Annotated in this window: 13 protein-coding genes; 6 read left to right on the top strand and 7 right to left on the bottom strand. The window is 70.9% G+C overall.

Features of this window, described 5'->3' with window-relative positions; translation table 11 throughout:
- The first annotated feature begins 16 nt into the window (after nucleotides 1-16).
- The 5 genes from ABD810_RS33430 to ABD810_RS33410 are packed head-to-tail and all read left to right on the top strand — an operon-like array spanning nucleotide 17 to nucleotide 4,053.
- The gene (locus ABD810_RS33430; protein ID WP_344950076.1) at nucleotides 17-274 is read left to right on the top strand and encodes an acyl carrier protein; all 258 of its coding nucleotides are present in this window, start codon (nucleotides 17-19) and stop codon (nucleotides 272-274) included.
- 2 nt (nucleotides 275-276) lie between these two features.
- Nucleotides 277-1,425 (top strand): acyl-CoA dehydrogenase family protein, encoded by a 1,149-nt coding sequence (locus ABD810_RS33425; RefSeq protein ID WP_344950073.1) that lies wholly within the window; start codon nucleotides 277-279, stop codon nucleotides 1,423-1,425.
- Nucleotides 1,425-2,510 carry an HAD-IIIC family phosphatase gene (locus ABD810_RS33420; RefSeq protein ID WP_344950069.1) on the top strand — a complete coding sequence of 362 codons (1,086 nt, stop codon included), beginning with the start codon at nucleotides 1,425-1,427 and terminating at the stop codon, nucleotides 2,508-2,510. The genes ABD810_RS33425 and ABD810_RS33420 overlap by 1 nt, the downstream gene beginning before the upstream one ends.
- Before the next feature lie 53 nt (nucleotides 2,511-2,563).
- Nucleotides 2,564-3,328 (top strand): thioesterase II family protein, encoded by a 765-nt coding sequence (locus ABD810_RS33415; protein WP_344950066.1) that lies wholly within the window; start codon nucleotides 2,564-2,566, stop codon nucleotides 3,326-3,328.
- Nucleotides 3,319-4,053 (top strand): 4'-phosphopantetheinyl transferase family protein, encoded by a 735-nt coding sequence (locus ABD810_RS33410; RefSeq protein WP_344950063.1) that lies wholly within the window; start codon nucleotides 3,319-3,321, stop codon nucleotides 4,051-4,053. The genes ABD810_RS33415 and ABD810_RS33410 overlap by 10 nt, the downstream gene beginning before the upstream one ends.
- Nucleotides 4,054-4,137: 84 nt before the next feature.
- On the opposite strand, the gene ABD810_RS33405 is transcribed toward ABD810_RS33410, so the two are convergent.
- Genes ABD810_RS33405 through ABD810_RS33385 form a run of 5 tightly spaced genes read right to left on the bottom strand, consistent with a single transcriptional unit; the run spans nucleotide 4,138 to nucleotide 15,608 of the window.
- Nucleotides 4,138-5,298, bottom strand: a complete 1,161-nt coding sequence (locus tag ABD810_RS33405; RefSeq protein WP_344950060.1) for an acyl-CoA dehydrogenase family protein — start codon at nucleotides 5,296-5,298, stop codon at nucleotides 4,138-4,140.
- The gene (locus tag ABD810_RS33400; protein WP_344950058.1) at nucleotides 5,285-9,151 is read right to left on the bottom strand and encodes an SDR family NAD(P)-dependent oxidoreductase; all 3,867 of its coding nucleotides are present in this window, start codon (nucleotides 9,149-9,151) and stop codon (nucleotides 5,285-5,287) included. Before ABD810_RS33400 ends, ABD810_RS33405 begins: the two co-directional genes overlap by 14 nt.
- Nucleotides 9,148-13,905, bottom strand: coding sequence for a type I polyketide synthase (locus ABD810_RS33395; RefSeq protein ID WP_344950055.1), 4,758 nt, complete (start codon nucleotides 13,903-13,905; stop codon nucleotides 9,148-9,150). Before ABD810_RS33395 ends, ABD810_RS33400 begins: the two co-directional genes overlap by 4 nt.
- A gap of 55 nt (nucleotides 13,906-13,960) precedes the next feature.
- On the bottom strand, nucleotides 13,961-14,782 hold the full coding sequence (locus tag ABD810_RS33390; RefSeq protein WP_344950052.1) for an ABC transporter permease: 822 nt from the start codon (nucleotides 14,780-14,782) through the stop codon (nucleotides 13,961-13,963).
- Nucleotides 14,772-15,608, bottom strand: a complete 837-nt coding sequence (locus tag ABD810_RS33385) for an ABC transporter ATP-binding protein (RefSeq protein ID WP_344950049.1) — start codon at nucleotides 15,606-15,608, stop codon at nucleotides 14,772-14,774. Before ABD810_RS33385 ends, ABD810_RS33390 begins: the two co-directional genes overlap by 11 nt.
- Before the next feature lie 295 nt (nucleotides 15,609-15,903).
- On the opposite strand from ABD810_RS33385, the gene ABD810_RS33380 reads away from it, so the two are divergent.
- A complete protein-coding gene (locus tag ABD810_RS33380) occupies nucleotides 15,904-17,430 on the top strand; it encodes a glycosyltransferase family 39 protein (RefSeq protein WP_344950046.1) in 1,527 nt (508 codons plus the stop codon).
- A 163-nt stretch (nucleotides 17,431-17,593) separates the two neighbouring features.
- Here ABD810_RS33380 and ABD810_RS33375 read toward each other — a convergent pair whose 3' ends face one another.
- Together ABD810_RS33375 and ABD810_RS33370 are read right to left on the bottom strand one after the other, a co-directional pair.
- Nucleotides 17,594-17,803 (bottom strand): DUF5988 family protein, encoded by a 210-nt coding sequence (locus tag ABD810_RS33375; protein ID WP_344950043.1) that lies wholly within the window; start codon nucleotides 17,801-17,803, stop codon nucleotides 17,594-17,596.
- A gap of 114 nt (nucleotides 17,804-17,917) precedes the next feature.
- The gene (locus ABD810_RS33370; RefSeq protein ID WP_344950040.1) at nucleotides 17,918-19,354 is read right to left on the bottom strand and encodes an acyl-CoA carboxylase subunit beta; all 1,437 of its coding nucleotides are present in this window, start codon (nucleotides 19,352-19,354) and stop codon (nucleotides 17,918-17,920) included.
- Nucleotides 19,355-19,445 lie beyond the last annotated feature (91 nt).

Below are 19,445 nucleotides of genomic sequence, written 5' to 3'. Positions count from 1 at the left end.
CTCGAAGGAGTAAGAAATGTCAGAGACCGCGAAGGACCAGATCCTCGCCTTCGTCCGCAGCCGGTACCCGCAGGCGGAGATCACCGAATCCCAGGACATCTTCGCCCTCGGGTTCGTGAACTCGCTGTTCGCGATGGAGCTGGTGATGTTCGTCGAGAAGACCTTCGGCGTCACCATCCCCAACGAGGAGCTGCGGATCGACAACTTCCGGACCGCGGACGCCATGACCGAGCTGGTGAGCCGCCTGTCGGCGGACCTGGCCGTTCAGGTCTGACGGTGGCGAGCTCGGTACAGGTCGCGCCGGACACCGTCCAGGTGACGGACCGGCGCGCCGCCCGCGCCTTCGTCGACGCCCACATCGCTCCGTACGCCGACGCGTACGACCGTCAGGGCCGCGTCCCCGAGGAGTTACTGGAACGGATAGCGGCCGCGGGCCTGTGGGCGCCCTTCCTGCCCCCCGAGGTGGGCGGCGCGGGGATGGACATGGTCACCCTCGGCGCGGTCCACGAAGAGGTGGGCCGCGGTTGCTCCTCCGTGCGCAGCCTGCTCACGGTGCACACCATGGTGTCGTGGACGGTGCAGCGATGGGGCAGTCCGGCCCAGCGCGAGCGCTGGGCGCCGGCGTTGTGCCGGGGGGACGTGCTCGGGTCGTTCTGCCTGTCCGAGCCCGGCGCCGGCAGCGACGCCTCGGGGATCGGCTCGACCGCCGCCCAGTCCGGCGGCGGCTGGGTGCTCAACGGGGTCAAGAAGTGGATCACCGGTGGGCAGCGGGCGGACCTGTTCCTGGTGTTCGCCCGGACCGCCTCCAGCATCGGGGCGTTCCTCGTGCCGAGGGACACCCCCGGGGTCCAGGTCCGCCCGATCGACGACATGCTGGGCACCCGCGCGTCGATGCTGGCCGAGGTGTCGTTCCGCGACGTCGCCCTCGGGCCCGACGCGCTGCTCGGCCCCAGCGGGTTCACGGCGGGCATGGTGCTGACCGGCACGCTCGACCTCGGGCGTTACAGCGTGGCGGCCGGCTCTGTCGGCATCATCCAGGCCTGCCTGGAGGCGTCCGCGGCGTACACCTCGCGTCGTGAGGTCGGCGGGTCGGTACTACGGGACCGGCCGCTGATCCAGGCGAAACTCTCCGACATGGTCACCGACGCGCGGGCGGCTCGCCTGCTGTGCGCCGAGGCCGGACGGCTCAAGGACGCGGGCGAGGCGTCCACGATCATGGCGACGTGGGTGGCGAAGTACTTCGCCTCGACGGCCGCCGCCAGGCACGCGTCCGAAGCGGTGCAGATCCATGGGGCCAACGGGTGCGGTACCGACTATCCCGTGGCCCGCTACTACAGGGACGCCAAGATCATGGAAATCATCGAGGGCAGCAACGAGATCCAGCGGATCACCATCGCTGGGCTGGCAGACAGGGAGATCACCTGATGAGCGTGGCGTACGACACCCAGCGGTCCGGCGTCGCCGTACTCCCTGAGAAACCGGTGCGTGGACGCGTCAAGTGCGTCGTGTGGGACCTCGACAACACCGTGTGGGACGGGGTGCTGCTGGAGGACGGGAACGTCACCGCGCGCCCCTCCGTCGTGGCCCACATCCGCGAGCTCGACCGCATGGGGATCCTGCACTCGATAGCCAGCAAGAACGACCACGAGGCCGCGGTGGAGAAGCTGCGGGCGCTCGGCATCGAGGACCTGTTCCTCTACCCGCAGATCAACTGGAACGCCAAGTCCGACTCCATCCGCAGGATCGCCAAGGCGTTCAACCTCGGCCTCGACGCGTTCGCGTTCGTCGACGACCAGGAGTTCGAGCGCGCCGAGGTGGCGCACCAGGTGCCGGAGGTGACCTGCGTCGACGTGCTGGAGCTGGACGAGGCGCTGACCAGGCCCGAGTTCCGGCCCCGGTTCGTCACCGACGAGTCGGCGCAGCGGCGTGAGATGTACCGGGGGCAGATCGCCAGGGACGAGCTGGAGGGCGGGTTCGTCGGCACCAACGAGGAGTTCCTGGCCGGCCTGGAGATGGCGTTCACCATCGCACCGGCCCGCCAGGAGGACCTGCAGCGCGCCGAGGAGCTGACCGTACGGACCAACCAGCTCAACTCGACCGGGCGCACCTACTCCTACGAGGAGCTCGACGCCCTGCGCGAGTCGCCCGACCACCTGCTCCTGGTCGCCTCCCTCACCGACAGGTTCGGCGGCTACGGCAAGATCGGGCTCGCCCTGGTGGAGAAGGGCGGCGACGCCTGGCGGCTGTGCATGATGCTGATGTCGTGCCGGGTGATGTCCCGCGGCGTCGGGATGGTGCTGCTGAACCACATCATGCGGCTCGCCAAGGAGGCCGGGGTCTCGGTGCGGGCCGACTTCGTGGAGACGGGACGCAACCGGATGATGCAGGTCACCTACGCCTTCGCGGGGTTCCGCGAGGTGCACAGGAACGGCGCCCACGTGGTGCTGGAGGCCGACCTCACCGAGGTGCAGCCGCCGCCGCCGTACGTCCGGCTCGAGATCGTCGAATGAGGCCCGCGATGACCGTCAATGACATGACACGCAGTGGTGCGATAAGCAGTGACGTGATCGGCAGATGGCTGCCCTTCCGTACCCAGACCGGCGCGGAGCCGGGCGCGCTGACCCTGTACTGCCTGCCGCACGCCGGCGGCGGAGCGTCGGCGTACCGGGTGTGGCAGCGCAAGCTGCCGGGGGTGGCCGTGCAACCCGTGCAGCCGCCCGGCAGGGAGAACCGCCACCGGGAGCCTGCCTACGAGCGGATGGCGCCGCTGGTCTGCGACCTGGCCGACGTCCTGCTCGCCGATGTGGCACTGGGCCCGGTGGGCCGCCCCTACGCGGTCTACGGGCACAGCCTGGGCGCGCTGGTGACGTTCGAGCTGCTGCGGGAGATCAGGCGCCGCGGCGCGCCGGAGCCGGTGCACCTGTTCGTCTCCGGCTGCGTCGCCCCGCACCACCCGTTCGACGACGGGCCGCCCGTGGGGCGGATGACGCGCCCCGAGATGGTCGAGTTGCTGCGCAGCCTCGGCGGCACCCCCGATTGGCTGCTGTCGGATCCGTCGGTACTCGAAATGATCATTCCGACCATGCGGGCCGACTTCAGCGTCAAGGAGACCTACCAGTACTACTACGAGCTGCCGCTGGACATCCCCATCACGGCGCTGCCCAGCACCGCCGACCCGCGTGCCGGTCAGGGGCAGGTCGCCCGGTGGAAGGAGCAGACCACCCAGGAGTTCGCGCTGCACACCTTCGTCGGCGGCCACTTCGCGGTGTTCGAACAGGCGGCCCTGACGCACAAGTACATCTCCGAGGCACTACGCCAGTGGGTCTGACCGGCACCCGGGTGCAGGGGACCCGCCACACCGGGAGCGCGGACTCCCGGGCCGGGGAAGCCGACGCCCGCGTATGGAGGATCCACCTCGACCAGCCGGGCGACGCGGAGTGGTGGAGGTCGCTCTCCGGCACCGAACGCGAACGTGCACGGGCGCTCGCCTCGCCGGTCGAGCGGCACAGGTTCACGATCGCGCACGCCGCACTGCGGGCCATCCTCGGCCGGCTGTGCGGTGTGCGCGCCGCACAGCTCAGGTTCGTCACCGAGGCAGGGGGACGGCCGTATCTGGCTCTGCCGGACGGCCGTCCCCCTGTCGATTTCAACCTGTCGCACTCGGAAGAATGGGCGCTGGTCGCGGTCGCACCGCCCGGGTGGCGGGTGGGCGTCGACGTCGAGCGCATCCGTCCCGACCTGGACTGCCTCCAGATGGCCCGGCGCATGTACCAGCCGGCGGAGGCCGACCACCTCGCCCACGCGGAACCGGCGGCGCGGCGCACCGAGTACTTCCACCTCTGGAGCGCCAAGGAGGCCTACGTCAAGGCCGTCGGGGTGGGACTCGCCGGGCTGCGTGACGTGCTGGTGCGCCGGGAAGGAGACGCGCTCAGGGGAAGCGTCCTCTCACGCTCCCGCTCCGACGCCGCCTGGCCGGTCCACTGGCTCGACATCGCCCCTGGCTACACGGCGGCCCTCGTCACCATCCATGCCACTCACGCCCCCCTCCGCTGACCCGGTTCTCGACACTCGCATGTATGCCGTGAAACGGTGATGCGCGGCGGTGACCGCAGGGGCCGCCGCCGCGCCGGGGTGGGGTCAGGTGCGTTTGGAGACCGGGACGACGTAGCGGCTGAACACCAGGTCGCGCAGTACGTCGTCGCCGCCTTCGACGATCGAGACGTACCGCACGTCGCGCAGGAGCTTGCCGATGACCGTGTCGTGGGTGTAGCCGACGCCCCCGAACATCTCCGAGGCGGTGGAGGCGATCTGCCAGCCGGTCTGGCCGCAGAACATCTTCGCGGTGAGGGCGGACTTCAGGGTCCCCACACGCAGGAACTCCTCGCCCGCGTCCGGCAGGGCCGCGATCGCGTCGTAGGCGCGTGCCGCGGCCAGGCACTGGTTCGCCATCACGTCGATCTGCATCTCGAACTGGCCCAGCCTGCCGGCGAACACCGCGTTGCTCGCCAGCGGCGAACCCTTCACGATCTTCGACTTGCCGTACTCCATGCACACGTCCCGCACCCTGCGGGCGATGCCGAGCCCGGTGGCGGCGATGAGGATCCGGCTGGCGTTCAGGCCGATCTCCAGCAGCCGCAGGCCGTTGCCCCGCAGGACGTTGCCCGCGGGGACCCGGCAGCCGGTGAACGAGACCTGATAGGTCGCCGACGACCGTAGCCCGATCACGTCCCACCGCTTGTCGATCCGGATTCCCGGGGTGTCCCGCGGCACCAGGACCGCGAGATACCCCGACGGGTCGTCCTGCGCGCGGGCGATCACGACGAGGAACCGCGCGAAGCCCGCGTTGGTGGAGAACGCCTTCTGCCCGTTGAGGACGACGCCGTCACCGTCACGGGTGGCGGTCGTGTCGATACGGGCCAGCTCGCTGCCGGCCGCGTGCTCGCTCCCGAGCGTCGCGCAGAACCCGTTCTCCGCGACCAGGCGGCCGAGGTGCTCGTCTTTGAGCTTCTCGCTGCCGTACCAGCCCACCATGCTGGTGGTCAGCACCGGGATGAACAGCGTGAACGCCACTCCCGCGTCGGCGTAGGCCAGCTCGGAGACGATCCGCACGCTCTCCTCGAGCCCGAGGCCGAGCCCGCCGATCTCCTTGGGCAACCACCAGTTCGCCAGGCCGGTGTCGGCGAAGCGCTCGTAGAGCGGCAGCGGCGCGTCGGCGAGCGAGTCGAGGTAGGCGTCCTTGCCGAGCAGCTCGCGGCGGGCGAAGCCCTGGATCGTGCGGATGTACTCAGGCTGTTTCATCGTCCTGCTCCACCTCGTCCCGGGAGTCCAGCAGTGCGGCGAGCTGGCGCACCGTCGGGCACTCCAGCAGTCCTGTGACGGGCACCGAGGCGTTGAGGACCTTGCGCACCCGGGTGGTGAGCTCGATCGCGAGCAGTGAGTGGCCGCCGAGCTCGAAGAAGTTGTCGGTGGCGCCGATCGGCTCGATGCCCAGCACCCGTGACCAGATGTCGGCCAGCGTGGCCTCGGTGCCCTCGCGTGGCTCCACGTAGGGGTTGCTGAGGTCCGGCCGGGGATGGCGTTCCTGGTCGTCGGACTCGCCGGCGGATTCGTGGATGTCGCCGGTGACCCACTGCGCGATGCGGGCGTCCAGCGAGCCCGTCGAGATCACCAGGTGCCCGACCCGGTCGGCGGCGGACAGCGCCCGCTCGAACACGTCGACGGCCTCCTGCGGCGCCATCGCGTAGTCGATCACCGCCGAGCTGTGCCCTTCGAGGCGGTCGGGGTCGATGTTCCAGGTGTCCCAGTCGACGGTGATCCAGCGTCCGGCGCCGGACGTCCGGGCCACGCGGATGTAGGCGTCGAGCGCGGCGTTGGCCGCCGCGTACGGGGCCAGCGTCATCCCGCCGAGGACGGCGGCGATGGAGGACAGCGTGATCCGCCGGTCGGGACACCGGTCCCCGAGCACCGTCTGCAGGATGTGGAAGCCCTTCACCTTGGCCCCCATGTGCGCGTCGCACTGGCCGCGGTCCATCAGATGGGCGAAGTTGAAGAACGCGCCGTCCTGCACTCCAGCGCCGTGGACGACCACGTCGATGCCGCCGAAGCGGTCGATCGCCGCCTCGACGACCGCACGCATCTGCGCCTCGTCGGCCACGTCGGCCGACACGGTCAGCACCGTGGCGCCCCGGGCCTCCAGATCCTGGATGTTGCGGATGTGCCGCGCCGTCCGTTCGCCGCCCTGCGGCACCGCGTCGAGGAAGGCCTGCCACTCCTCGCGGGGCGGCAGCGGGGAGCGCGCGGTGAGCACGAGCCGGCAGCCGTACCTGCTCGCCAGGTGGCGCGAGAGGACCAACCCGACGTCACCGAGACCACCGGTGATCAGCACAGTGTCACCCTCGCGTATCGGACGGTCCTCCTCGCTCAGCTCCTCCACCGGGTACGGCTCGTACCGCCGCAGCCAGGTCTCACGGCCGCGCACCGCCACCGGCCCTTCGTGCGGAGCGACGACCGCGGCCAGGATCTGGGTGGTGAGCAGTTCGAGCGCGGTCGCGTCACCGGAAGGCACCACGTCGGTGTCGATGTGACGGCAGCGCAGGCGGGGATTCTCCTGGGCGAGGCTCGGGGCGAGCGCCGCGAGGGTCGAGTGCTCGGGGTGACGCAGGTCGGCGCCGGCCACGCCCACCGCCTGCGAGGTGAGCAGGGCGAGCTCGGCACGCGGCGCGGAGCCGGTGTTGTCGACCAGCTCACGCGCCAGCGCGAGGGCGGAGTAGAAGCCGCGGTTCTGCTCGGCGTCGAAGTGCGCCACGGGGTCCTGCCCCGGGGCGGCCTCGGCGGCGGCGAGGGCGAACGCGTGGATGATCGCGCGAGGGGTGACCGGCAGGGCGTAGAGCACCTCGGCCACGTCGTCGGCCTTGTCGACCCTGATCGTGAAGTCGCCCGCGTCACCCTCGTGGAAGCGGTCACCCGCGCGCACCGTGGTCACCTCGGCGCCGGCCCGGATCAGGTGCTCGACCAGCGCCTCGCCCCGCTCGTCGTCGGTGAAGACCAGCCAGGGCCCGGTCAGCCGGAGCCGCTCGTCGAGGCCGGCGACCGGAAGCGGCCGCTGCCGCCAGGTCGGCAGGTGCGTCCACCGGGAGCGGTCGAAGTTCTTGCCGGTGCTCGCGGGCGCGGCCGTCAGGTTGGGGTTGGCCTTGACCCAGTACCTGCGCCGCTGCCACGGGTAGGTGGGCAGCTCGACCCGGCGTCCGGCGCCCCGGTGCAGCGCCGTCCAGTCGATGGGGCCGCCGGCCAGCCACAGCCGGGCCAGGGTCGTGAGCAGCCACTCGGCGGCCGTGCCGCCGTGGGTCGGCGCGACGATGATCTCCTCGACGCCGGTCGAGGGGGCTCCGCCGTCGCGGAGCAGGTGGATCCCGAGCCGGGTCAGGCCGTCGGCGAGCGCGCTCAGCGTCTCGTCGCGGCCCGCGTCCGCGGTCCGGGCCGCGTCGCGGGCACCGTCCTCGGCGAGCAGCTCGATGACCGCGGCGTGCAGCTCGGGCCACCAGGTCGCGGGCAGGTCCGCGGCCGGGGCGGTCAGGCGCACCTTCGGGTTGCGCCGCTGGGTCTTGCCGTCGATCCAGCGTGAGGGGTCGTCGAGCGCCGCGATCGCGTCGTCGCGGTCGTCGCAGACGATCGCGCGCCGCAGCGCGAAGCCGCCACGCGACACCTGGAGGGTGAAGGCCACATCGGCGAAGTCGTCGTCGCGGTGGTCCGCGAGGTGCCGGCGCAGGGTCTCGGTGAGGTCGGAGAGCGCCTGGTCGTCTCCGGCCGAGAACACCAGCAGGTGCGGGCCCGGCCGCTCGGGCCTGTCCGGCCTCGCGGGCGCCTGCTCCAGGACGACGTGGGCGTTGGTGCCGCCCAGGCCGAAGGAGTTGACTCCGGCACGGCGCGGATGCGGGCCCTCGGGCCAGGAGCGGTGCTCGGTGAGCACCGTGAAGCGGTCCTGCGCCGTCGCCAGCGCGGGGTTGGGGGTCTCGTAGTTGGGCGTTCCCGGCAGCAGCTCGTGCTTGAGATTGAGCGCCGCGCGCATCAGCCCGGTGACCCCGGAGGCGCGGTCCAGGTGGCCGATGCTCGGCTTGAGCGAGCCGAGCACGCAGGGGGTGTCCCTGGGCTGGGCGAACACCCGGTTCATCGCCGCGAGCTCGATGGAGTCGCCCAGCATGGTGCCCGTGGCGTGGCACTCGACGTATCCGATGGTGTCGGACTTGACGCCGGCCACGCCCAGGGCCGACTCGATCACCTCGGCCTGGCCGTCGACGCCGGGCGCGGTGTAGCCGGCGCGCATGCGCCCGTCGTTGTTGGCCGCGGACCCGAGGATCACCGCGTGGATCACATCGCCGTCGTTGAGCGCGTCGGACATGCGCTTGAGCGCGACCGTGCCGACGCCGCTGCCCATCACGGTGCCGCTCGCCTCGGCGTCGAAGCTGCGTACCCGTCCGTCCGGCGACATGATGCCGCCCTGCTCGTACAGGTATCCCGCCGGCTGGGGGAGCGGGGTGAAGGCTCCACCGGCCAGGGCGATGTCGCATTCGTACGTCAGCAGGCTCTGGCAGGCCAGGTGCACCGAGACCAGCGAGGTGGAGCAGAAGGTCTGCACGGTCACCGCCGGCCCGCGCAGGCCCAGCTTGTAGGACACCAGCGAGGCGAGCGAGTCGCGCTCGTTGCCGACCGCCATGAGCAGGGCGCCGCCCGGCTGGCCGGCGAGGTGCTGGATGTTCTGGACGATGTAGTCGGGGAATCCGCAGCCGGCGAACACGGCGACCTGGCCGGGCACGTCGGTCGGGCAGTATCCGGCGCTCTCCAGGGCCTCCCAGGAACACTCCAGGAAGAGCTTGTGCTGGGGGTCCATCGTCTCGGCCTCGCGGGGGTTGATCCCGAAGACCGTGGCGTCGAAGCGGTCGAGGTCGTCCAGCGCGCCGCTGACCCGGACGTAACGCGGGTCGGCGAGCTGACCTGGTTCGACGCCGGTCTCGCGCAGCTGCTCGTCGGTGAGCTCGCGCAGCCCCTTGACGCCGGCGAGCACGTTGCGCCACAGCTCGTCGACGCTCCCCGCTCCGGGGAAGCGACCGGACATTCCGATCAGTGCGACCGCCGAGTCGTAGTCGGTTACCGTCATGACGTCCTCCCGCTCCGGAGCATGTTCCGTCGCTGTGCGATGCGGGACCGCTGCTGGTCGCGGGCCCCGGCAGTCTGTTCGTCCTCTTCCTCTCCCGCGGCGGCGGCCTCGGCGAGCGAGGCGACCGTGGGGGACTGGTAGAGGATGTGCGGCGGCAGGTAGGTGAGCTCCAGGGCCTTGCGGACCTGAGCGATGATCTCCATGCCGAGCAGCGAGTTGCCGCCGAGCTCGAAGAAGTTGTCGTGGACGCCGACCTGCTCCAGTCCGAGCGCCTCCGCCCACACCTCGGCGATGGTCTCCTCGGCCGGCGACTGCGGCTCGACGTACGCCGTCGACAGCTCCGGCCGTGGATGCCGTCCGAAGGCGTCCCTGATCTTCTTCACCGTCGCCTGGTGGCTCTCGATCGACGAGCGGCGGCTCATCGCCACCAGGGGCGCGAAGTCCTGCGTGGAGGCGATCACGTGCGGCTCGCCGCTGGCCAGAACGCGCTGCAGGGTCTGCCAACCCTGGTCGAAGGTGATGCCGAAGGTCTCGCGGTACCAGGCGAAGTACTGCTTGGACCCCTCGTCGTAGTTGTCGAGCCCGTCCGTCCAGCCGTTCCAGGTCCACTCGCCCCAGTCGATCGAGGTGACCGTGCATCCGGGCAGCGCGTCGCTGAGCGCGAAGGCGTCCAGGAAGGCGTTGGCGGCGCAGTAGTCGACCTGGCCCGCGCCACCGCCGGTCGCCGACGTGGTCGAGGAGAACAGCGCGACGAAGTCGACGGGCACGTCCTTCATCGCCTCGGCGATGGCCAGCGTGCCGCCCACCTTCGGCGCCAGCACCCGCTCGATGTCGGCGGCGGTCTTGAACTGCATCAGCCCGACGGCGGGCACGGCCGCACAGTGCACCACGCCGTTGAGCTCGCCGAACCGCTCCAGCGCCGCGTCGACGGCGCGCCGTACGTCGCCGGGCTGGGAGACGTCGCCGGCCACCGTGATGACCTGGCCGCCGGACGCCTCCAGCCGCTGGAGGCCGTCGAGCCGCCTGCGGACCTCCTCCACGGTGTTCTGCGCCGCCAGGATCTGGCTCCACTGGTCCCGGGGCGGCACCGGGGTGCGGCCCATCAGGACCAGGTTGGCCTGGTAGTCCTGGGCGATCCGCTCGGCCATGGCCAGGCCGATGCCACCGAGACCGCCGGTCACCAGGTAGGTGCCGCCCCGCTTGACCTGGGCGACGGGAGGGTTCTGCTCGATGCAGGTCTCCTCGAGCACCTCGTAGCCGGGGACCCAGCGCCGGCCGCCGCGCAGCCCGACCACCTGGTCGGCCGGTTCGGCGCGCAGCTCGGTGAGCACCTCACGCGGGGACGTCGCGACGTCGATGTCGATCAGCCGGGTCTGGACGCGGGGATACTCCACCGGGATCAGGCGGCACGGGCCCAGCAGGGTGCCGAGCTCCGGCCGGACCGCGTCGCCGGGAAGCACCCGCTGGCTGCCGACGGTGACGATGTCGAGCGACCATGGCGAGAGCCCGACGTCCCCCGTGGCGCGTGCGAACGCGACCAGGGTGTGCAGGCCGAGCCGGAGGCAGTCCTCCGTCGGGTCGCCGGTCCGCCGCGTGCCGTCGTCGGCGGTCCACAGGTGCACCACGCGCTGTGGCCGGAAGTCGCGGTCGCCCAGTTCCCGTAGCGCGGCGATGGCGTCTTCCTGCGAGCCGGGCCGCACCGCCAGGCCGTCCGGCCCGCTGAGGAACCGGTCGCCGGGCCGGACCAGCACGACCTCGTGACCGGCCGCCTCCAGCTCGGCGCGCACCGGGGTGGCCAGCGTGTCCGCCAGGCCGGTGTCGGTGTAGATCAGCCAGTGGCCGGCCTCGTCGGCGCGTGACGGTCGCGGCGTGGTCTGCCGCCACACCGGCACGTTGATCCACTGTGCTTCGGGCAGCCGTGGAAGGGCCTTCGCGATGCTCGTGGGGTCGCTCTCGTCGAGCAGGGGCGCGCCGGTGCCGACCGCGCTCTGGTCGATCTCGAGCCAGTATTCCTGGCGCTCGAACGGGTAGGTGGGCAGCGGCACCCGTCCCGGAGCCCAGCGGGTGTCCGCGGGGTCATCGGCGGACACGGTCTCGTGCAGCGCCGTCCAGTCGACCGGGGCGCCGGTCAGCCACAGCTTGGCGACCGCCGTGGCGATGGTGGCGTGGGTCTCCTGCTGGTCGTTCGCGGCCGGCAGCGTCGTCACGATCAGCGGCCACTGGCTCCGGTCGCAGGCGGGGTGCCCCCGGGTCAGCGCGCCGAGGGACTGACCCGGCCCGATCTCCAGGAGAGCGAGATCGGCGCTGCCGAGCACGTGCGCCAGCCCGGCGCCGAACTCCACCGTCTCGCACATGTGCCGGGCCCAGTATCCAGGGTCGGTCACGACCTCCGCGGTCACCGGCTCGCCGGTGACGTTGCTGACGTACGGGATCGCCGGCGGGTGCAGGGTGACGTTGTCGGTGATCCAGGCGGTCAGCTCGGCCGCCACCGGCGCCAGCATCCGGGAGTGGTACGCGTGCGTGGTCTCCAGGCGCCGGCAGCCGATCTCCGCCTTCCGCAGCAGGGCGGCGGCCGCTTCGACCGCGTCGACCGGCCCGGCCAGCACCAGCTGCGACCCGGTACGCACCGCGACGTCGAGGTCGCGCGTGAACAGCTCGCCGAGCACCGAGCGCAGCCGCTGCTCGGCGGCGGCCACGGCCAGCATGGCGCCCTCGGGCTGGGAGGTGATCAGCTTGGCCCGGTAGGCGACCAGCCGCAGCGCGTCCGTGAGGGACAGCACGCCCGACAGGCAGGCGGCCACGTACTCCCCGAGGCTGTAGCCGACCATGATCTCCGGCTCGATGCCCCAGCGCATGAACTGGCGGGCCAGGGCGTACTCGGCGACGAAGACCGAGGGCTGGACCAGGTGCGCGTCCGGCGCCGTCTCCGGCGTGGTGTCCCCGCCCCGCCCCAGGAGGCGGGCGAGGTCACCGGAGGAGTCCTCACCGCGGGCGGCGGCCACGAAGATGGCGGACAGCTGCGCCGCCTCGGTGAGGCCGAGGACGGCCACGCACTCGTCGACGTCGGCGCGGAACGCGGGCTCGTCGGCGTAGAGCGCCGCCACCATGCCCGGGTACTGCTCGCCGACCCCGGCGATCAGGAACCCGACCTTGCGGCCGACCGTGGCCTCCGTACGGCTCAGCGGTGCGGCGATGTCCGCGAGCGCGGCGGCGGCCTGGGCGGTGGACTCGGCGATGACGACCTTGCGGTGGTTGAAGACCTTGCGGCCGACCTGGAGCGTGTACGCGACGTCGCCGAGGTCCAGGTCCGGCGCGCCCTTCAGCCGGTCGGCCAGCCTGGCACACGCCCGCTCGGCGGCCGTGGCGGACCGGGCGGACACCGGCAGGATCTGCCAGCGGCGCGGGCGCTCCCGCCGCGGCGGGAGCGGCGGGGCCTCGGTGATGATGGCATGGGCGTTGGTCCCGCCCATGCCGAGGGAGCTGATCCCGGCGATCCTCGGCCGGTCCGCGCTACGCGGCCACGGCGTGGGCTCGGAGGTGACGCGGAAGGGGCTGTCGCCGAAGTCGATCTCGGGGTTGGGTGAGCGGTAGTGCAGCGTTCCCGGGATCAGTTCGTGCCGCAGCGACTGGACGACCTTGATCAGCCCGGTCACGCCGGAGGCGCGGTCGAGGTGGCCGACGTTGGGCTTGATCGACCCGAGCACGCAGTACTGCTTGGCGTCGGTCGGTCCGAAAGCGCGGGTCAGGGCGGCGACCTCCATCGGGTCGCCGACCTCCGTCGCGGTGCCGTGCGCCTCGACGTAGGAGATCTCCGAGGGGTCCACCCCGGCCTTGGCGATCGCGGTGGCGACGCACCGGCGCTGGCCGTCGATGCTGGGAGCCAGGTAGCTGAACTTCATCGAGCCGTCGTTGTTGATGTGGGACGCGCGGATGACGGCGAGCACGGTGTCCCGGTCGGCCACCGCGCGGTCGAGGCGCTTGAGCGCGACGACGGCCGCGCCGTCACCGAACATGCTCCCTCGCCCTTCGGCGTCGAAGGTGCGCACATGACCGTCGGGCGACTCCTGGCCGCCCTCCTCCCACAGGTAGCCGACCCTGTCCGGGATGCGGATCGACACGCCACCGGCCAGGGCCATGTCGCACTCGCCGCGGCGCAGGCTCTCGGTGGCGAGATGGACGGCGACCAGGGAGGTCGAGCAGAAGGTCTGCACAGTGACGCTCGGCCCGGACAGGTCGAGCCGGAAGGACACGTTCGTGGCCAGCGAGTCCTTGTCGTTGCCGATCATCAGCGCGGAAGGGTCGATGCCCATCTCGAACGCCCTGAGCCGGGTGAGCAGGTAGCCGCTGATGTTCATCCCCGCGAACACGCCGACGTGGCCGCGGTCCTCGGACGCGGCGTAGCCGGCCGCCTCGAGGACCTCCCACACGCACTCGAGGAAGAGCCGTTGCTGCGGGTCGGTCAGCGTCGCCTCGCGGGGGTTGTAGCCGAAGAACCCGGCGTCGAACCCGCGGATGTCCTCGAGTATCGGCCGGGACCGGACGTAGTTCGGCTGCTGGAAGGTCGCCGGATCGACGCCGGCGGCGGTCAGCTCCTCGTCGGAAAACCGGGTGAAGGATTCGACGCCGGTGCTGATATTGCGCCAGAAGCCGTCGACGTCGTCTGCCCCCGGAAATCGACCGGCCATGCCGATGATCGCAATATCGGACTCGTCCGTCGTGTTCTTCGAGTCGCCGGCTGAATGTTGCTGATTCATCAACATGCCCCATTCAATACATGTCATTGAATTTGCGGTCGGAAATCGGACTGCCTCAGAGCAGCCGGCTGCGGCCCCACCCACGGGTGAGCCGGCGGACGGCGAACGTGCCGGATACCAGGCCGATCGCCAGCAGGACTCCGGCGGGAGCCAGGGTGCCCGCCGCGTCACCGCGGACGGCGGCCTGCAACATTGTCAGGGCCCAGTACCCCGGCGAGACGTGCGCGGCGATCTGGGCCCATTCGGGCATGATGCTGAGCGGCACCAGGGCGCCGCCCAGGGAACTGAGGGTCAGGGCCCCCACGTCGGAGATCACGCTCAGCTCGCCGTGGCTGCGGACGATCGTGGCCAGCGCCGCGCCGATCGAGAGCAGCGTGAAGGCCCAGATCGTGATCGCGAAGGCGACGTACCCCACCGACCGCGGGACGGGCAGGCCGATGACCAGGCACCCGTACACGAGCAGGATCGTCTGCTGCACGACCATGACCACGAAGATCGGCAGGGTCTTGCCGAGCAGCAGTTCGGTCGCCGAGGCCCTGCTCACCCGCAACCGGTCCCACGTGCGCCAGGTCCGCTCGACGAGGATCGAGTTGCCCGCGATGGAGATCGCGAACACCGAGAACATCACCAGCAGGCCGGTGACCACGCTGGTGGCGCCGCCGTCGACGGCCCTGACGTACAACGGCTTCAGCACCAGCATGAGCACCATCGGCATGGCGACGTAGCTGATCATCTGCCCCGGGTCGCGCAGCCGGATGATCGTGTTGTGCCTGGCCAGCGCGGCGATCCGGTCCACGGCGTCGCGTACCGCGTCGAGCCTTCCCGGGCGGTAGGCGGTCGGTGCCGTCTCCGCGGTCTCCGGAGTGTCAAGAAGCATCGCTGACCGCCAAGGATCGGTAGAGGTCGTCCAGGGAGGGGTTGCGCACGTCGACCGTGGTGATCGGGCGCTCGGCCCGGCTGAGCAGGTCGATCAGCGTGGCCGCGGGCTGTGTCGTCGACACCCTGATCTCCTGCTCGTCGTCCAGGGTGAGCCGCACCTCGCCGGGCAGGCCGGCCACCAGCTCGTCGTAGGTGCCCCGGACGATGACCCGGCCGTTGCGCGCGACCGCGATCGTGGCCTGGAGTTCGGTGAGCTCCGGGAGGTAGTGCGTGGTGTAGACGACGGCGGCGCCCTCGCCGGCACGCTGCTTGACCACGTCGAGCATCGCCTGCCGGGTCTCCAGATCCGCGCCCGCGGTCGGCTCGTCGAGCAGCAGCAGCGTCGGCCGGTGGACCAGCGCGGTGGCCGCCTGGACCCGGCGCTGCTGGCCGCCGGACAGCCCGGCCGCGTGCCGGTCGATGAAGTCGGTGAGCCGCATCGCCACGACGAGATCGTCCATGGCGGTGCGAAGCGCGGCGCCTCGCAACCCGGCCAGCTTGCCGAAGAGCTCGAGATGCTCCCGGACGGTGATGGAGGGGTACAGCGCGATGTGCTGGGGCGCGACGCCGATCCGGCCGCGGGCGGAGGCGGGGGAGCGGCCGTCGATGGTCACGTGGCCGCTGTCCGGACGGGTCAGGTACGACACGATCTCCACGAAGGTGGTCTTTCCCGCGCCGTTGTGCCCGACGAGCCCGACGATCTCACCGGCCGCCACGTGGAGGCTGAATCCATCGAGAGCCTTGACCGACCCGTACCGCTTGACGAGATCGATTGCTTCCAGCAACGTGTCACCTCCTTAATCACACCGACTGGGTTGAGGCATTGACGCATGCGTGTCATCGTCGCGGATGCCATTCATGCGGCCTGCCGGCCGCATAATCGGGGCGGTGCGAATACACCACCGCATCCAGCGCTTGAATACGTTTAACCGGTGAAATTGAGGTTACCGCCACTATCACGCCGGATGGCGGGCGCGCTGTTGGCAAGAAGTGGCCGGAAAGAACCGGTCATCGCCCACATGGCGATTGCACACCCGGGTTTGACGACAACCGGCGGCCCTGCTGTCATGCTCAAGTGTCATGACCATCGCGCCCTCTGACACCTCGGTGCAGGACGAAGACGACAACGGCCGTCCCGTGGGGCTGCCGGCGTTCGCGGCCCGGCCGATCGCGATCGTCGCGGCGGTGCTCGCGGCACTGCTGACGGCGTTGTCCGGCCGATACGGGTTTCACCGCGACGAGCTCTACTTCATGGTCGCCGGCGACCGGCCCGACTGGGGATACGTCGACCAGCCGCCGCTGACCCCGCTGCTGGCGAGGGCGAGCACCGCGCTCTTCGGCGACACGCCGATGGGCCTGCGGGTGGTGGCGACCCTGCTGGGGGTCCTGTCCGTCGTGGTCGTCGCGCTGGTGGCCAGGGAGCTCGGCGGTGGCCGGCGCGCCCAGCTCATCGCGGCGTGTTGCGCGGCGGGATCCGGCATCTTCCTGGGCCTGGCTCACATGGTCGCCACGGCCACGTTCGACATGCTCGTGTGGCTGCTGATCAGCTGGCTGGTGCTGAGGCTGCTGCGCACCGGAGACGGCCGCTGGTATCTGGCCATCGGGGCCGCGATCGGCGTCGGCATGGAGAACAAGCAACTGGTCGCCCTGCTGGTGCTGGCGCTGATGTTCTCGCTGCTGGTGGCCGGGCCGAGGCAGGTGCTGCGTACCTGGTGGCTCGCGGCCGGTGCGGCGGTCGCGCTGGCCCTGGCGCTGCCGAACCTGTGGTGGGGTGCGGCGCACGGCTGGCCGCAGCTCACCGTGGCGGCCGGGATCAGCGACCGCGAGGGCGGCGAGAACCGCCTGATGTTCGCTCTCCTGCTGATCGTGCAGCTCTCTCCGCTGTTCGTGCCGATCTGGGTGGCCGGGTTGGTCCGGTTGTGGCGCGACCCGGCGATCCGGTGGGCGCGATCCTTCGCGGTCAGCGTTCCGTTGCTCGTGGTCGTCGTGCTGGTGTTCGGCGGGAAGGCGTACTACGTGCTGCCGATGCTCATCGTGGCGATGGCGGCGGGCGCCGAGCCCGTCGCACGCTGGGCGAAGGCCGGCCGGCGAGGCTGGATCCTCACGTCGGCCATCGTTGTCGCCGCCCTGGTCAATGCCGTCGTCGCGTTGCCGGTGCTGCCGCCGAAGGCGCTGACCGTCGTGACCGCGCTGAACGCGGCGCCCAGCGAGCAACTGGGGTGGCCGGGCTTCGTGTCCAGCGTCGCCGAGACCTGGCGGCGGATCCCGGCCGAGCAACGCGCGGGAGCCGTCATCTTCGCCCAGAACTACGGCGAAGCGGGCGCGATCGCGCGGTACGGCCCCGACCACGGCCTGCCGCCCGCGTACTCGGGCCACATGAACTACTCCGCCTGGGGGCCGCCGCCGGACTCCGCCAACGGGCCGGTGGTGCTCGTGTACGCCAGGGAGAACCGGCGGCTGCCCCGGATGTTCACCGACTGCCGGCCGGGCGCGCGCATCGACAACGGGTACGGGGTCGAGAGCGAGTTGCAGCAGAACGTCATCCTGCTGTGCTCCGGCGCGAGCGGGCCATGGTCGAGACTGTGGCCCATACTCCGCCACTACTGACGGCGTCCGTGTCCACGTAGTGGCCGCCGGGGTCGATCGGGAGGGGGTCGCTGTAACGGCCTGCCTTCTGGGCCGGCCGATGGCCGTATCCGTCGCGTGACCGCGAGAGACGAAAGCGGCGGAGCCCGGAGGCGCCGCCGCTCTCGTGATTCCTCGTATCGTGTCATTCCGCGATGGCGGTGCGCATCACCCAACGGAGAACTGGGAATTCCTCGCCGTCGATCTGCGTGCACTCACCTTGGTGCTGGAAGTGTTCGTAGCCCCCGCCGATGGGCAGCTTGAACGTCTCGTTGATGGTCGTCACTCGTTGGACTCGCTGGTCGGCGGGTAGATGGGCCGGGCCGCCGACCAGGAGAACTCCGATCTGGAACATGGTGGTACCTCCTTTCCGTCCGGTCGTGGCTGAGGTGGTCTTCACTGCGGAGTGCCGGATGTGGGCTTGGCGCGGGATGCCGGACGGGGGGGTGCACCGCGGGATGCCGGCTGGTCACAGCGGGATGTTGGAATGTCGCCCGCGTGTGTGCGGTGCGCGGGCCAGGGCCTCGGCGAGCCGGAACCGTGTGGTCGCGGGGGCGATGACCTCGTCGACCACCCCAAGCGCCATCGCCCGCTCCACACCACCGGCGACCCGCCGGTGCTCCTCGATCAGGCGCGCACGCAGGCCGGGCCGTTCGTCGTCAGGGACGGCCGCGAGCGCCTTCCGGTGCAGGATGCCGACCGCCGCTTCGGCTCCCATCACCGCCACCTCGGCGCCGGGCCAGGCGAAGACCGCGGTGGCGCCCAGCGAGCGGGAGTTCATGGCGATGTAGGCCCCGCCATAGGACTTCCGCGTGATCAGGGTGACCCGGGGCACGACGGACTCGGCGAAGGCGTGCAGCAGCTTGGCGCCCCGCCTGACGACCCCGCCCCATTCCTGCCCCACTCCGGGCAGATAGCCGGGCACGTCCACGAGAACGACGAGCGGGACGCCGAGCGAGTCGCACATGCGGACGAAGCGCGATGCCTTCTCGGCGGACAGCGAATCGAGGCAGCCGCCCTTGCGGAGGGGATTGTTGGCGAGCACCCCGATCGTCCGGCCACCGAGCCTGCCCAGGCCCACCAGGATGTTGGCGGCCCAGCGGGGCTGGAACTCCTCGAAGACCACTCCGTGCTCGCCGGTGTCCATGATGGCGTGGACCAGCGGTCTGACGTCGTACGCGCGACGCGGTGACTCCGGCAGCATAGGCCTGAGGTCCTTGTCCCGCAGTTCGGTGAGGTCGAAGGTCCCCGGCCGGGTGAGGAAGCCGATGAGGCGGCGGGCGCGCACGTAGGCGTCGTCCTCGCTGTCCACCGTGACGTGGGCGACCCCTGACTTGGGGCCGTGCGTCTCGGGGCCGCCGAGACCCGCCATGTCGATCTGCTCGCCGGTGACGCTCCGTACGATCTCCGGGCCCGTCACGAAGATGCGGCCGCTGTCGGCCATGACGATGACGTCGGTGAGCGCCGGGCCATAGGCGGCGGCGCCCGCGGCGGGCCCGAGGACGATCGAGATCTGCGGTATGACGCCCGAGGCTCTCGTCATGGCGGCGAACATACGGCCGACGCCGTGCATGGACTCGACGCCGTCGGCGAGACGGGCGCCTCCCGAATGCCAGATGCCGATCACCGGGTGGTTCAGCCGCTCGGCCGTTTCGATGGCCTCGACGATGTGCTCGGCGCCGGCGGCGCCGAGCGAGCCGCCCATCCGCGTGGCGTCGGTGCAGAAGGCGATGACCCGGGCTCCGTTCACCTCCCCGTGTACGGCCCGGACGCCGCTGTCGTCGTCGGCGTGGAGCGGCACCGCGGAGCCCGGATCGAGCAGTCGTGCGAGCCGGACCGAGGGCGCCCGGGTATCGATCTCGTGACGTGCGGATTTCTCAACCGGAACCGTGTGCAGGACGGACATCGTTGAATTCCCTGATGAATAGAAATCAACCAGTGGTAATGCCGAACCTGCCAAAGTGGCGGAAGCAGGCCAACCCCTATTTCTCGTCCGG

The sequence above is a fragment of the Sphaerisporangium flaviroseum genome (assembly GCF_039537005.1).
Classification (GTDB): Bacteria; Actinomycetota; Actinomycetes; order Streptosporangiales; family Streptosporangiaceae; genus Sphaerisporangium; species Sphaerisporangium flaviroseum.
The sequence above is the reverse complement of the archived record's forward strand: the minus strand, read 5'-3'. Positions and strand labels throughout refer to the sequence as shown.